13 protein-coding genes are annotated in these 14,170 nt (G+C 45.9%); 5 read left to right on the top strand and 8 right to left on the bottom strand.

Features of this window, described 5'->3' with window-relative positions:
• Window positions 1–296: 296 nt before the first annotated feature.
• From panD to ACFOGI_RS13610, 5 genes are all read right to left on the bottom strand, one after another.
• Window positions 297–713 (bottom strand): aspartate 1-decarboxylase, encoded by a 417-nt coding sequence (panD, locus tag ACFOGI_RS13630; RefSeq protein ID WP_390273647.1) that lies wholly within the window; start codon window positions 711–713, stop codon window positions 297–299.
• Window positions 714–740: 27 nt separating this feature from the next.
• Complete coding sequence (gene panC / locus ACFOGI_RS13625) at window positions 741–1,583, bottom strand: pantoate--beta-alanine ligase (RefSeq protein WP_390273645.1); 843 nt, start codon at window positions 1,581–1,583, stop codon at window positions 741–743.
• A 41-nt stretch (window positions 1,584–1,624) separates the two neighbouring features.
• Window positions 1,625–2,452: a 3-methyl-2-oxobutanoate hydroxymethyltransferase gene (gene panB / locus ACFOGI_RS13620; RefSeq protein ID WP_390273641.1), complete on the bottom strand. Its 828-nt coding sequence runs from the start codon at window positions 2,450–2,452 to the stop codon at window positions 1,625–1,627.
• Window positions 2,449–3,291, bottom strand: a complete 843-nt coding sequence (locus ACFOGI_RS13615; RefSeq protein WP_390273639.1) for a Rossmann-like and DUF2520 domain-containing protein — start codon at window positions 3,289–3,291, stop codon at window positions 2,449–2,451. Before ACFOGI_RS13615 ends, panB begins: the two co-directional genes overlap by 4 nt.
• A gap of 350 nt (window positions 3,292–3,641) precedes the next feature.
• Entirely contained in the window at window positions 3,642–4,871 is a 1,230-nt protein-coding gene (locus ACFOGI_RS13610; protein ID WP_390273637.1) for a CynX/NimT family MFS transporter, read from the bottom strand.
• A gap of 432 nt (window positions 4,872–5,303) precedes the next feature.
• Here ACFOGI_RS13610 and ACFOGI_RS13605 point away from each other — a divergent pair, with 432 nt between their 5' ends.
• The 3 genes from ACFOGI_RS13605 to ilvB all read left to right on the top strand — a co-directional run bounded on the left by ACFOGI_RS13605 (window position 5,304) and on the right by ilvB (window position 8,346).
• Window positions 5,304–5,981 carry a serine/threonine protein kinase gene (locus ACFOGI_RS13605; protein WP_390273634.1) on the top strand — a complete coding sequence of 226 codons (678 nt, stop codon included), beginning with the start codon at window positions 5,304–5,306 and terminating at the stop codon, window positions 5,979–5,981.
• A 178-nt stretch (window positions 5,982–6,159) separates the two neighbouring features.
• Window positions 6,160–6,558, top strand: coding sequence for a hypothetical protein (locus tag ACFOGI_RS13600; protein ID WP_390273632.1), 399 nt, complete (start codon window positions 6,160–6,162; stop codon window positions 6,556–6,558).
• A gap of 132 nt (window positions 6,559–6,690) precedes the next feature.
• Window positions 6,691–8,346 carry a biosynthetic-type acetolactate synthase large subunit gene (ilvB, locus tag ACFOGI_RS13595; RefSeq protein WP_390273629.1) on the top strand — a complete coding sequence of 552 codons (1,656 nt, stop codon included), beginning with the start codon at window positions 6,691–6,693 and terminating at the stop codon, window positions 8,344–8,346.
• Window positions 8,347–8,431: 85 nt separating this feature from the next.
• Here the strand turns inward: ilvB and mnmH are convergent, their stop codons facing one another.
• Together mnmH and selD are read right to left on the bottom strand one after the other, a co-directional pair.
• On the bottom strand, window positions 8,432–9,481 hold the full coding sequence (gene mnmH, locus ACFOGI_RS13590) for a tRNA 2-selenouridine(34) synthase MnmH (RefSeq protein ID WP_390273627.1): 1,050 nt from the start codon (window positions 9,479–9,481) through the stop codon (window positions 8,432–8,434).
• Window positions 9,482–9,540: 59 nt separating this feature from the next.
• Window positions 9,541–10,593, bottom strand: coding sequence for a selenide, water dikinase SelD (gene selD / locus ACFOGI_RS13585; RefSeq protein ID WP_390273624.1), 1,053 nt, complete (start codon window positions 10,591–10,593; stop codon window positions 9,541–9,543).
• Window positions 10,594–10,820: 227 nt separating this feature from the next.
• Here selD and ACFOGI_RS13580 point away from each other — a divergent pair, with 227 nt between their 5' ends.
• Together ACFOGI_RS13580 and ACFOGI_RS13575 are read left to right on the top strand one after the other, a co-directional pair.
• Window positions 10,821–12,098 (top strand): GTPase family protein, encoded by a 1,278-nt coding sequence (locus tag ACFOGI_RS13580; RefSeq protein ID WP_390273621.1) that lies wholly within the window; start codon window positions 10,821–10,823, stop codon window positions 12,096–12,098.
• Between the two features lie 35 nt (window positions 12,099–12,133).
• The gene (locus ACFOGI_RS13575; RefSeq protein ID WP_390273618.1) at window positions 12,134–12,382 is read left to right on the top strand and encodes a hypothetical protein; all 249 of its coding nucleotides are present in this window, start codon (window positions 12,134–12,136) and stop codon (window positions 12,380–12,382) included.
• Between the two features lie 807 nt (window positions 12,383–13,189).
• On the opposite strand, the gene ACFOGI_RS13570 is transcribed toward ACFOGI_RS13575, so the two are convergent.
• Complete coding sequence (locus ACFOGI_RS13570; protein ID WP_390273616.1) at window positions 13,190–14,149, bottom strand: AEC family transporter; 960 nt, start codon at window positions 14,147–14,149, stop codon at window positions 13,190–13,192.
• Window positions 14,150–14,170: the final 21 nt, after the last annotated feature.

Genomic DNA, 14,170 nt, shown 5'->3' with positions numbered 1-14,170 from the left:
TATTTTTCCATAAACCTAACCCCCATAAATTATTTTTACTCTAACTTATGGGGGTCAGGTCAAAAGCGAAGTGTATTTCCGGAGTGGTGTATCTCCGCTCATCAGATTTCTAGTTAGTTCGGCTTTATCTGGGGATCAAACATTTTGTCCCACCCCCTTTTTGCATTTGAAAACGGTTATACATTGATATAATAATACGGGCATACATCCATTCGTATGTAACTAGTGTATCGTTTAAATGAGATGCACCTTAAAACGGAAACTTTAAGTATTTCATACCGTGCATCCATCAACTTTTAAACATTCTCTAACTGCCCATCTTCCATGCTATCCACCAGTTTTCCGTGTTTTTCATAATTCTTAACATCTACAATCCGATTGTCTTCATGAACGAAAACCACTTTCGGTTTATGTTCTTTAGCTTCTTCCGGTGTCATATCGGCATATGCCATAATGATGATTTTATCATTTACACTCACGCAGCGTGCAGCAGCTCCATTTAAACAAATTAAGCCGCTCCCACGTTCCCCTGCAATTGTATATGTCTCAAACCGCTGGCCATTGTTGATATCTACAATCTGTACTTTTTCATATTCTAAAATACCTGCAGCATCCAGTAAATCTGCATCAACAGTAATACTGCCTACGTAATCCAATTCGGCTTGTACCACTGTGGCGCGATGAATTTTGCTTTTTAACATCTGTATGTTCATCCCGTTGCTAAGCTCCTTTTTAAAAAATTACTCCACAATAAAATTATCTATTAATCTTGTCTTTCCAATAAATACAGCTATTGCAACCAATGTCTGTGATTTGATTTTGGTGATTGGTTTCATTGTCAGACCATCGACTGCTTTTACATATTCGATCTGAGCCAGTGGTTCTGTTTCAATAGTTGCTTCCATGGCAGCAACGAGTTTTTTTGCATCTGTTTCTCCCGCTTTTACTATGTTTTCTCCCATTCGAATGGTTTCACTTACAATCTTTGCCGCTTTTCTCTCTTCGGCCGAAAGGTAAGTATTACGGGAGCTTTTTGCCAAGCCGTCTTCTTCCCGTACGATTGGACAACCGACAACCTTTACATCCATACTTAAATCTTTGACCATTTGTTTGATAACAGCGAGTTGTTGTGCATCTTTCTGTCCAAAATAAGCGTGATCGGGTTGTACAATATGAAACAACTTGTTGACTACCGTACATACGCCGTTAAAATGACCTGGGCGGCTTGATCCGCAAAGCTCTTCAGTCAATACAGACATATGAACATGAGTATAGAAGTCTTTTGGATACATCTCTTCTGGTGCAGGGTGGAAAATTAAATCTGCTCCAAGGTTTTCGCAAATTCTACGGTCTTTTTCCAAGTCATGTGGATAGCTGTCAAAATCCTCTGTTGGACCGAACTGCTTTGGATTTACAAAAATACTGACAACCACTTTGCTATTATCTTGCCTTGCAGACGTAATGAGGCTTCCGTGTCCCTCGTGTAAATATCCCATCGTTGGTACGAAACCGATCGTTTGACCTTCGCTTTTCCATTGTTTTACAAGGTCTTTTACTTCCTTGATAGTAGATACAACCTGCATTTTCTATTTAGCCCCTTTAATCTTCTCTCATTAGCCTCTCATTAGTACAAATTACCAATGAGCTCATCTGAAATGGTATAGGTATGTTCTTCAGCAGGGAACGATCCTTCCTTTACTTCGATTCGATAATCCTCAAATGCTTGTTTCATGATTTCCCCTGCATTTGTAAACTGCTTTACAAACTTTGGTTTGAAATCGGAAAATATCCCCAACATATCTTGATATACCAGCACTTGTCCATCACAACTCGCACCAGCACCAATCCCGATTGTCGGAATGCTTATTTCTTCGGAAACTAGTTCTGCCAGTTTTGCAGGCACACCTTCCAAAACAACCATAAATGCTCCTGCTTCCTCTACTGCTTTGGCATCTTCCACTAACTGTCTGGCAGCTTCTTCGGTTTTTCCCTGCACCTTAAATCCACCAAATGCATTTACAGACTGTGGTGTTAGACCGATGTGGGCACAAACTGGAATGGATGCTTCTACAATGGCTCTGATCTGTGGACAAATTTTCACACCGCCTTCCAATTTGACGCCATTTGCCCGGCCTTCTTTCATTAATCTGCCAGCATTCACTACGGAGTCATAAATGGAGGCTTGATAAGACATAAACGGCAAATCAGCTAGAACAAAAGCATTGCTCGCTCCTCTGCTGACAGCTCTCGAATGGTGAATCATATCCTCCATCGTGACCGACAATGTATCTTCATATCCAAGTATGACTTGTGCAAGAGAATCCCCGACTAACAGCATGTTAATCTCAGCTTCATCCATTAACTTTGCCATCGAATAATCGTAGCAAGTAAGCATGGTAATTTTATCGCCTTCGTTTTTTTGTTTCTGTAATGATGTCACTGTATTTTTCATTTTTCTATAACCCCCTTGATTTCTTCAAAATCCCTGTCTTTATGTTTCTCTTTCGCTATTTCCAGAACCTGCCTGGATAGAAGTTTATAAACTTCCTTTTCCTGTGAATTCAATACCTGCAAATGGTTTGAAATTGTAGATAGATCATTTCTCTCAATCGGTCCTGTAAGTGCATCCATTGTTCCGTATGAAAGAATGTTTTTTGTGTTCCCTTGAATCAAAGGTTTCAGTGCCCCATGGGCTTCATCTGGTGTAAAACCACAATCCATCAGCATTCTCTCACCCAAGGAGACGAGCCCTACATATAGATTGCTGACCATAGCTGCAGATGCATGGTACCGCATTTTATCTTCTGCTTGAATAACCACTACCTGATTCCCGAAACTCTCAAATAGACGGGATAGATGGTTTAGATGTTTCTCATGTCCTTCCATTGTAAAAAAAGACTTTGACAGTTCTTTGTAAGAATGATGCTTGTCATTGATTGCAAAGAGAGGATGGATGGAATAACCGAATGCATGATGCCTGCTGCTATCTGAAAACACAGTCGAACTCAAAGAACCACTAAAGTGACTAATTACTTTATTTTCGATTGGAAGCATTTTCAACTGTTCCCAGACCTCGCTAATGATTCCATCTGGTACTGTTAAAAATATGGCATCACTATCTTCGACTAGATCTCTTGCTTTTTCATATGCTCTTGTGTTCGTCAATTCTGCTGCTTCTATCGATGATGTGAAAGTTTTGCTGTAATATCCTGTCACATTTACGTTTCGCTCGGTTAAATACTTTCCAAGGGAACACCCTACTTTTCCTGCCCCAATAAATCCAACCTTCATAAACACCCCCCAATCATATACATCTTCGATAGGATCATAAGTTTTATAAAATAATCGGCTTTGCTGGAAGTTGTTATCAATTATACTTTATACCAGAATTATTAAAAAATAAACAATTCAATTGAAATTTAGAAACATAACTACTACACAGCTTTCTCCAACAAGGAATAACAAGCATCTCGCACATGTTCAAATCCCTTTTCTGTTACTCTGTTGAATTGTTTAATGGATCGGGATAAAAGTAAAGGCACCATTCATTTGTGAATGGTGCCTTTACTTTTATTTACTTTTTCATATCTTGTGATTCCATACCGAACCATTAGCCACTGCTGCTCTATTTTCTACACTTTCTATTTTTCACTCATGTCCATATACTCATCCGAGATGGTGCGGTTCCGGCCGGCTCCATGACCTACAAACATCATGACGATGATGACGGCCATCAGAACAATCAGCGGGAGGGTCCAATCTCTGGTCAAGTCGCTGAGGTAACCAATCAAGATGGGGCCGATAGCGGCGAGGAAATAACCGAGTGCTTGGGCCATTCCGGAGAGTTCCGCAGCATGCCGTGCATTGCTGGTACGCATGCCCAGGAAGGCCAGTGCTAAAGGGAAAAGGCCTCCAGTTGATATACCTAGTAGGGATACACTGATCATCATGACGGTATAGGAGTCTCCCAAAAGCAGACCCGCACTGCCGAGAAGCGCCAGTATGCAGATCCCGACCGTCAAATTACTCTGGGATTTCAATTTGCCTGCAAACACTGGCAGCAGGAAGCCGACAGGAAGTCCGATGAATTGTGCGTAGGATAAGAGCCATCCAGCTGTTTCACTGGAGGCGCCGTTTGCTTGGAGGATCTCCGGAAGCCAAGCGATGACTACATAATACAAAAATGCCTGCAATCCGAGGAATAGAGCAACCTCCCAGGCAAGACGCGACTGCCACATTCGTGCTTCGTTGGCAGCCATATACTGGACCCTGACATCGTTGGCGGATTGCCTATGCCTGACAAAGTATGTCCAGATGCCAATGCCGAAAAGGGCCGGGACCACCCAGACAGCGAGAGAGAATTCCCACCCAGCATTGTTGGCTTCGGCTAAAGGTACGCTGATACCTGAAGCAAATGCAGCCATAAGTCCCATAGCCGTCGAATAGACACTGGTCATCAACGGCACCTTATCCGGGAATCGTTCTTTCAATATGCCAGGAAGGAGGACATTGGCAACTGCGATGCCTGCTCCGATCAATAGTGTTCCTCCGAACAGAAAGACAGGCATCGGCACGGATCGGAGCAGGATCCCTGCTGATAGTGCAGCCATTCCGCTGATCAGGACAACTTCATTGGAATACCTGCTCCCCAGTTTTGGAGCAATCGGCGACATCACAGCAAATCCGACCAGGGGAAGACTGGTGAGTATTCCCAGACTCCAATTGGGGAGTCCTAGTTCTGCTTCCATCCTGCCGATGAGCGGGCCGACAGAGGTAATTGCCGGTCGCAGATTGAAGGCAACTATGATAACTGCTGTAATCAGCAGTAATTGATTATAAGACCGCATGTCCTTGAACTTATAGATGCCCATAATGGACCCCACCTTTCATTCAAGAATCTCCACCGATTCATTCTATGTCATCATGGTGGGATATGCAATGTGGAAATAATGGCATATAAACTATGAAACGCATCAACTCTTCCTTTTAAGAATATGGATGATACGTCCAACAAAGTTGAGGGATGGAGATGGTTGTACAACACCTGAGATGAATGAATGACGAGGAGGTTTGGGATGGATGGGCTCCTTGTTGTTTGGGAATATATATTGGCATTTGTTCTGGCGGGGTACCATGGGTGGAAATTGCGGTGGTCATTCCGCTGGGCATATTATATGGAATGCAATTTCGATGAATCAACATTCCAGCTGAGCTGATGAAGCGAGGGCATGATAAAATGGAGATAGGATAATTCAGTGAACAAATCCGTAATCGATGGAATTGAAGATGAAAGGTGAAATGAGATGGAATATGACTGGCCAGCAGTAAGGGAGTCCCTATCACGGATTACAGTAATATCCAATCCAGGCAATGAACCAGTAAGCCTTTTTGGTGAGGGGGACGGGCTAAGATGTGTAGGCATAGGTACGGATGCTGCGGTATTCCAAACCAACCTTGCCCCTTCCTATGCCTTTAAGGTTTACGCGGAAGATAAGACGTCAAAAATCGGTACAGAGGCAGAGGTATACGGCATTTTGGGGGAGTCCTCCTATTTTTCTACTTGCTTTTCAGCTACAGACCATTATCTTGTGCTTAGCTATGAAGAAGGGCCGACCTTGTTTGATTGTCTCCTGCAAGGCATCCATGTACCACAGCAGGCAATCGCGGATGTGGAAGAGGCAAGAAAATATGTACTGGAAAAGGGATTGAATCCTCGGGATATCCATCTGAAGAATATTTTGCTGCAAGACGGCAGGGCGAAAATCATCGATGTCTCAGAGTATGTACTGCCTGGTGACGATCAGCGTTGGGAACACCTGAAAAATGCGTATGAGGAGTATTATCATTTACTGGATGGCAGGCCAGTACCTTCGTGGATACTAGAGGCTATCCGTAAATGGTACCACCAGCGGAGGAGGTATTTCTCTTCTTTCGAGGAATTCAAGAAGTTTGTGCTCAAATATATGACGATCAAGAAATAGGAGCGGTGGGTTTAGAATTTCATAGACTTGGCCTATAGGGATAATATATGCACCTAGATGTTTTACAGGCTATTTATCCCGCTTTTCTTGATGTACGTCAATGCTTCTGTATCGGTAATAAAGCATAATAGAAGCAGGAAGGGGCTTAGGGGGTGCCTGGTATGAAGGTTTTTCCTATGTGCTGCTGATGATGGGCTTGGCTCTGTTGCTATTATTGTCACAGCTCCCGGCGGAGAGAGACCAGTTGTCAGATCTTATCAGTAATAAAGCGGGAGAAATATCTGAGGTCTCCATATCACTGCCCGGAACTGGAGAGTATCACCGTACAGACGATCGGATGCTGGTCCAAGAAGTGGAAGAATATCTCCAAACATTGGACTATGTCGTGATCAGCAGGGAGCCTTACTATATTCCGATGAAAGCAGGCATGATTTTTTTGCATGGGGACCGTGGGGTTGACTTTTTCGTCTTATTCGATGGAACAGACATCATGATGGTGAACCATCATTATTATTCACTGGAGAACACACCTATCGATGAACAGTGGATCCGGCAGATGTATGCATGCATGGAATGATGACGCCCCTTCCTAAAACAGGAGTCTTTCTAGAAAAGGCTCTTTTTTGTTATGTCCACAGGACCGTGATTTGCATCACTACACGCAATTATCCGAAAAGGTAAAATTGTAGGATAATAAGGAGTGATGCAAATGCAGGAAATGGCAGAGGGGAAGCAGAAGGGATTGGACCTATTCGCTTCGATCCTGAAACAGGAGGATGTTTCCGTCGTCTTTCATACAAACAAAAAATCATTTGAGCCGATTGCTTCTTTCAGCCAGGTTTCTTTGATTCATGAACAAGCAGCCGTACATGCGGCCGATGGCTACAGCCGTTCAACCGGGAAAGCCGGCGTTGCCATGATTATGTCGGAATACGGGTTGACCAATGCGGTGACAAGCATGGGGACGGCTCAGCTTGATTCTGTACCATTGGTAATATTTGTCCAGCATCCATCGAATGATATCGAATATCAGCTGGGTGTGGAGGAAATCACAAAAGGTGTCACGAAACATAATTTGTCTGCCCATTCGATGGAAGAGCTGATGACAGCAGCAGGAAAGGCCTTCCATATAGCGGTCAGCGATCGTCCCGGAGTAGTGGTGGTAGACTACCCCGAGTGTATTCTTCAAGACATGGTGGAACCTTTCGACACTCATGCTCGGCACCATAAAATCCGTCCTACCAAGGAAGTTTCCATGCATAAAATCGATGCCATTGTTGAAGCGATGAATGAGGCGGAACAGCCAATCCTGCTTGTGGGAGGTGGAACGGTAATCTCCGGTGCAGGCAAAGAGTTACATACCTTTTTAGAGGAAACCGGGATGCCATATGCAAGTACGCTCATGGGGCTGGGAGCTTTAGAAGTAGATCATCCGCTTCATTTGGGAATGGTCGGGATGCATGGGACATTTGCTGCCAACCGGGCAGTACATCAAGCAGATCTTCTCATCTGTCTCGGCGTCCGGTTCAGCGACCGGATCACCGGTCGGATCAAGGGGTTCTCACCCCATTCGAAAAAGATTCAGATAGACATAGATCCGGCAGAGGTGAATAAGCGCGTGATCGTCGACTATCCGGTGATTGGCGATGTAAAGCATGTATTGAAAAAAATCAATGAACGGGTGTTGTCGGCGGCCGATCCAGAGTGGAGGGAGTCCGTAAAAAGCTGGAGTAAAAAATCGGCCCAGTTTCATGAGCCGAAACATAACCTGATCGGACCGGATTTCATTATTCGGACACTGAACCAACATGCCAATCAGGATGCCCTAATCGCTACCGATGTCGGCCAGCATCAAATGTGGACGGCCCATCACTATTGCTTTAAGCGTCCGCGACGATTTCTTACGTCAGGAGGTTTCGGCACCATGGGCTACGGTCTTCCGGCTGCTATTGGTGGAGCTGTTTCTTCTCCCCATCAGCAGGTCGTCTGTGTCAGTGGAGATGGCAGCATTCAGATGAATATTCAGGAGCTGATGACGGCGGTCCGATATCAACTGGATATCAAGATAGCCATTATGAAAAACGGCTATCTCGGAATGGTGCGCCAGTGGCAGCAGCTCTTTTACAAACGGAACTATTCTCACGTTAAGATTTCTTCACCCGATTACGCAATTCTTGCTGAGAGTTATGGAGCAGTCGGCCTCCGCGCAGAGACACAGGAGCAGGCAGAGGCCATCATTGCGCAGGCGTTCCGCACTCAGGGACCGGTGGTGATGGAATTCACCATTGAAGAGGAAGAGAATGTCTATCCGATTGTACCTCCTGGAGGAAATAATACAGATGCATTGGATGATGGACGCCGGTAACCTTTAGGCTCACAAGCACCAGTTGAATAAAAAAAGGAAGTGACAATGGAGAAATCGTCACTTCCTTTTTTGGATGAACTGGGTGTCAACTGCCTACTGGAGTTATTCTACCCGCTATATAATCCCGGACAGCTTCTACACCTTCCTTTATATTCTTCACTTCCAGAGTGACCCGCTGGGACTCGGGATAGCCCCCGGTTGATTTTTCATACAAAGGATCATAGTAGTATTCAAGCAGTAGTCTTATAGCGGATGAGTAGTTCTCTGCCTGCAAATCCTCCTCAATCTGCTTGGCGGCCGGGGTATGGATCCGTTTCTTTATACGGTTGAAGGCTTCCAGGCACTCCTGTTGATGCTCCCATGGTTGGTAGTCTTCCAGTAGATTCGTGACTCTTTCTTCCATAGGCATATAGATGAACAACTGAATGGCCTGTTCTTTCTTTTCCATCAGGAAGTCGGGAAGCATCACTTTACCAATCCGTCTGCTTTCTCCTTCAAAAAGCAGGTTCGATGAGTTCTCAAACTTCTGCAGTTCTTCCACTAGTAAGGAGTCGAATGTTTTCTGGTTATACGGTTCAAGACCGATCTGTCCAAATATGGAGCCACGATGATTAGACATCCTCTCCAAGTCGATGACGGGGAAGCCTTCGTCACGAAGTTTATGAAGGATGGCTGTTTTCCCAGTGCCTGTATGGCCGTTCAGTACGAAGGCATCCTGTTTGATTTCCATGGAATCCAGCTTTTCTATGACCCAATTACGGTAGGCGCGATAGCCTCCGTCCAGTCGAAGTGCTTTGATGCCCATCAGGTCAAGAACCGTGGCGGAGGTCCGGCTTCTCATGCCGCCGCGCCAGCAGAATACTGCTTTCTTTCCCCGTATACCGCTGAATTCTCTGACGAAGGCAGGCAATTTGGCAGATGCGATTTCAAGTCCCCGTTCTTTTGCTGCTTGTTGGCTTACCTGTTTATAAAGGGTCCCGACTTCTGCTCTTTCCTCGTCACTGAAAAAAGGGATGTTCAAGCTGCCCGGAATGGTTGCATCTTTATATTCGGAGGGTGACCGCACGTCTATGATGGTCAGTTCCCCTCTGTCTTTCAAAGCAAGCAGTTCATCAATGGATATATCCTCCATCATGTTATAGCCACCTTTCTTGGTACGATACGGGTGTATAAAAATCGGCAGTCAGGCCTTTTCTACAAGACGGTAATATGTCCTGGATTTTCTTCGGTTGCTTCACCGATGATTGCTGCCTCGACACCAGCACCGATGAGGTCTGACAGCAGATTTTCCGCTTCACTGCCGTCCACCGCGATCAACAGGCCACCGGAGGTCACTGCATCGCAAAGGATCCATTGATCAATCTGATCCATGGTTTCCGGGAAAGTGACATCGCCTTCTAGATGGGCGAAGTTATTCTTCGTTCCGCCTGGTACGGCTCCTCCCTCAGCAAGTTCCCTGACACGTGGCAGTTTAGGAACGTCTTCACTGGTGATGGTCAGACCTGTCTTGCTGCCTTTTGCCATTTCGGAGGCATGTCCCAGCAAGCCGAACCCGGTAACATCGGTACAAGCATGGACGTGATAGGACTCCATTTTTTCAGAAGCAGTTTTATTCAATGTCGCCATGACGCTTGTCACCTTATCAACTTCTTGATCTGTAAGCAGGTCTCTTTTGATCGAGGTAGTGGAAATGCCCACACCGATCGGTTTGGTTAAAATCAGTTTGTCCCCCGGTTTGGCACCGGTATTGGTACGGACTTTATCAGGATGAACAATTCCTGTCACGGCCAAACCGAATTTCGGTTCCTTGTCATCGATGGAATGGCCCCCGACTAGAGTAGCTCCTGCTTCCTTCACTTTATCCCCCGCACCGCGAAGAATTTCCGTCAGGACCTGTTTAGGCAGTGTATGGATCGGGAACGCCACAATATTCAATGCGGTCAGCGGTTTTCCGCCCATGGCATATACATCGCTGATCGCATTGGCGGCGGCTACCTGTCCGAATGCATAAGGGTCATCCACAATCGGAGTAAAGAAGTCCAAGGTTTGTACCATGGCCATCTCATCATTCAATTTATAAACACCAGCATCATCACTGGTATCAAGTCCGACCAGCAGGTTCGGGTGTGGATCCGTCTGCGGCAGCTCTTTGAGAACCTGAGACAGATCCGCTGGTCCGATTTTACACCCGCATCCACCTTTGGAAGATAGGGATGTAAGTTTTATAGGTTGATTAGTTTCTGACATAGAAAAACGACCTCTCTATATGTGTACTATATCTCTATTATAAATCACCATGTCAACATGAGGCCGGGTGATCCTCTTTATGACAGAGGAATGATTGACTGGCAATCAGTGGCATTTTTGACTCTCTCAAGAAAAAGGGAATGCCTTTGCCGGTTATTGGTGAACATAGCTGGTTGTTTTTGTTATAGTAGAAGTAACAAATAGGTCATTCAATGGGAGACGAATATATGAGTGAACATGGAAAGGAAAACTACCAACAGATACAGGATTTGCTGACATTCATTGATGAAGGATTGGAAAAAGCGAAGATTCCATCCAAGGCAAAAGGGTTGATTGTAGAAGAGTTGGATGAGTTGAGACGGTTCGTCCTGGATGCACGGCCGGCTAGGATTGCCATTGTGGGCAGAAGGGGAGCCGGAAAATCGAGTCTGATCAATGCTATCTTCGGTGAGGTGCGGGCAGAAGTCGGAGATGTGAAGGCGCGCACGGGTGCAGGAAAATGGCACTCCTATACTTCTGATTCAGGGATTTTGGAAATACTTGATACCCGCGGACTCGGAGAAGCCGATCAGCCGGAAGAATCGTTTTCGGAGAGAACCGCCGTAGAGGAAGTGCAGGCATCTATCCAGGATAAATGCCCAGACGCCATTCTTTTCTTAAGCAAAGCAAAAGAAGTCAGCTCCCGTATTGACGAAGATATCCAGCAGCTTCGGGAACTCAAGCAGTCGGTCTGGCAGTATCATGACTATCAGGTCCCGGTCATCGGGGTGGTTACGCAGGTCGACGAACTGAGTCCAAAGTCGGTGGACAAGCCGCCGTTTGATCATGAGGCCAAGCAGAGGAATATTGCGGAAGCCGAAGAGATACTGGCGGAAAAGCTGGAAGAAGTGGCAGATGCCCCGGTGAAGGTCATCCCTGTTTCCGCCTATTTCGAAGTGGAAGGGGATCAGATCGTATACGACACGCGTTGGAATATTGATAGACTAGTCGATTATCTGATCGAACAATTACCCAATGATGCCCAGATGATTCTTGCCAAGCTGGCCAAAGTGAAATCCGTCCAAAAGAAATTGGCCCGCAAAGTCGGAAGGAATATTTCAGGGATCACTGGGCTAATTGGCGCGAACCCCATTCCGGTGGCAGATCTCCCGGTCATAACCGGTCTGCAGATGGCCATGATCAGCACGATCGCCTTGCTCGGCGGAAAGCGGCTGAAAAGGAAGGACCTGAAAGAATTCCTCAGTGCACTCGGCGTGAATGTAGCCGCAGGATTCGCCTTCCGACAGGTCGCCCGCCAGCTTGTCCGGATTTTCCCAGGAGCAGGAAGTGTGATTTCAGGCGTCATTGCCACCAGCGGGACCTATGCACTCAGTGAAGCATCGATTGCCTATTTCATCGATAAAAAATCACTAACCACCGTGAGGGAAATTTATAAGCATCGATTTGAGGAAAAACGGAAGAAGGAAGAACAGGAAGTTGGAAACGGAAACGAGTCGCAGATGTAATTCATCTGCGGCTTTTTTTGATAGGAGATGGGGAGATGCAGATTGGAGAGTTTGGAATAAGAAGGAGGCGGCGGGTATCGGCGGGAGAGAGGTTATATCAGCAGAAGGTGGCCGGTATCCGCGGGAGAGATATTATATCAGCAGGAGGCGGCGGGTATCGGCGGGAGAGAGGCTATATCGGCAGAAGGTGGCGGGTATCGGCGGGAGAGAGGTTATATCGGCAGGAGGCGGCGGGTATCGGCGGGAGAGAGGTTATATCGGCAGGAGGCGGTAGGTATCGCTAGGAGAGAGGACATATCGGCAGGAGGCGTAGGGTATCGGCGGGAGAGAGGCTATATCAGCAGGAGGCGGCGGGTATCGGCGGGAGAGAGGTTATATCGGCAGGAGGCGGTAGGTATCGCTAGGAGAGAGGTTATATCGGCAGGAGGCGGTAGGTATCGGCGGGAGAGAGGCTATATCGGCAGAAGGCGGTTTATATCGCTAGGAGAGATATTATATCAGCAGGAGGCGGCGGGTATCGGCGGGAGAGAGATACAGGGGGATTAGCATATCCGAAAAAATGGCAAATTAAAAACCGATTCTTGTTTTCCTTTTCAGAATCGGTTGATGGGATCACTTTGATAGAAATTCAATAGCATAATAACACCCTTACTCTATTTTCTTTTTTAGTGGTTCCAGAATACTTTTCGATAAATCTCTGCATTCGCTTTGAAATGCCGGTCAAGTTTCTTTAGTGGGTTTCTAAACAATATATGCACCTCCAGTTATTAATGAATTTACTTGCGGTTAAGTCTTGCGTAAGCATCAACGTACAGGTCCATCGGTTCTTTAACGAGTTTTTTAATAAGTTCTTTCATGTTTTATCTCCCCTTTCTTTTGTTACTTTTATTATCGGGGAAAAGGAAGAATTTCACAACGCGCGTGAAATCGATAACATCTTTCATGAAAACGGGAACATTGAAAATGAAAACGGATGTATCTCCCTTTTTCTTACGTTTTCGCTCATTTACTACTTTTTTTCTAAAATGGAAGTGTGTTTTTTAGGAGTGGTACTGGCGATCCGGGAGTTGGTCCCGGCATCGCACAACATTTCACCCGATCAAGAGCATGAGGAAAACCGAGAGGCTGATGATGGAAACTGCCGTAGTGGCCAGTGTGTAAAAAGGTACCTGGTTCACCAATGTGTTATATTTTTCGGCAAATACATAGACAACAGCTCCTGTAGGAAGGGCAGACAAGATGACGATAGATGCGGCCCATTGAGGATCGGCTACAGGAAATATGAAGTAAACTGCCACGGCTGCTAATAGAGGAAGCGCCAACAGTTTTAAGGTGAGAAGTGTTAAGAACTCGCCGATGTGGTAATGCTTATTTTTCAATACCTGCCTCTCAGCCGATAACCCGAGTCCCAAGGAGAACAATGCTGCAGGTCCTGCGGCGGGTCCCAGTATATCCGTAAACATAAACACTGGGCTTGGAATAGGCAAACCTGAAACGGCTACAAGGATGCCTGCCAACAGGGATGCATTGATTGGGTTTAACAGAATGGAACGAACAATCGAACGGAGCATGGTTCCATTTTCTTGGCTGTCGGTGAGTTTTTTTGCCGATTCAAAGGATAGCACGACAAGCGTGATAATGGTCAGGTCGTAGATGAAGGTGACGATCGCAGCTGGCACCGCAGCTTCCTGTCCAAATAGAGCCACCAATAAAGGAATGCCGAGAAAGCCGGTATTTCCGTACGTCGTAATCATTCCGTACATGGTCACTTCCGGAAAACGTCTCTTGAAAATGAACCGGAAGATGAGGACGGTCAATAGGAAGCACCCCAGTAGAGTAAACAGGTTGGCTAAAAGGAAATTCCTGTTGGCGAGCTGTTCGACAGGTGCCTGAGCCAAAGAAGAAAACAGCAAAGCAGGAAGGGCGAAATAGTAAACAAAGTAGTTCAAAGAAGAAGAGCCGCTGTAAGGCAGCAACGATAGCCTGCCAGCCAGAAAACCGCAAAGTATGACAGCGAAAATCGGTAAGACAGCCTCGAATAAAATTCCCATAATTTGGTCCCCCTTATATAT

It is taken from the genome of Virgibacillus xinjiangensis, from assembly GCF_042643145.1.
Classification (GTDB): domain Bacteria; phylum Bacillota; class Bacilli; order Bacillales; family Amphibacillaceae; genus Virgibacillus_O; species Virgibacillus_O xinjiangensis.
The sequence above is the reverse complement of the archived record's forward strand: the minus strand, read 5'-3'. Positions and strand labels throughout refer to the sequence as shown.

Bases quoted from the DNA above. Each gene is read 5' to 3' on its own strand.
- panD (WP_390273647.1), bottom strand. From the start codon at position 713: ATGAACATACAGATGTTAAAAAGCAAAATTCATCGCGCCACAGTGGTA.
- panC (WP_390273645.1), bottom strand. From the start codon at position 1,583: ATGCAGGTTGTATCTACTATCAAGGAAGTAAAAGACCTTGTAAAACAA.
- panB (WP_390273641.1), bottom strand. From the start codon at position 2,452: ATGAAAAATACAGTGACATCATTACAGAAACAAAAAAACGAAGGCGAT.
- ACFOGI_RS13615 (WP_390273639.1), bottom strand. From the start codon at position 3,291: ATGAAGGTTGGATTTATTGGGGCAGGAAAAGTAGGGTGTTCCCTTGGA.
- ACFOGI_RS13610 (WP_390273637.1), bottom strand. From the start codon at position 4,871: ATGGGCATCTATAAGTTCAAGGACATGCGGTCTTATAATCAATTACTG.
- ACFOGI_RS13605 (WP_390273634.1), top strand. From the start codon at position 5,304: ATGGAATATGACTGGCCAGCAGTAAGGGAGTCCCTATCACGGATTACA.
- ilvB (WP_390273629.1), top strand. From the start codon at position 6,691: ATGCAGGAAATGGCAGAGGGGAAGCAGAAGGGATTGGACCTATTCGCT.
- mnmH (WP_390273627.1), bottom strand. From the start codon at position 9,481: ATGATGGAGGATATATCCATTGATGAACTGCTTGCTTTGAAAGACAGA.
- selD (WP_390273624.1), bottom strand. From the start codon at position 10,593: ATGTCAGAAACTAATCAACCTATAAAACTTACATCCCTATCTTCCAAA.
- ACFOGI_RS13580 (WP_390273621.1), top strand. From the start codon at position 10,821: ATGAGTGAACATGGAAAGGAAAACTACCAACAGATACAGGATTTGCTG.
- ACFOGI_RS13575 (WP_390273618.1), top strand. From the start codon at position 12,134: ATGCAGATTGGAGAGTTTGGAATAAGAAGGAGGCGGCGGGTATCGGCG.
- ACFOGI_RS13570 (WP_390273616.1), bottom strand. From the start codon at position 14,149: ATGGGAATTTTATTCGAGGCTGTCTTACCGATTTTCGCTGTCATACTT.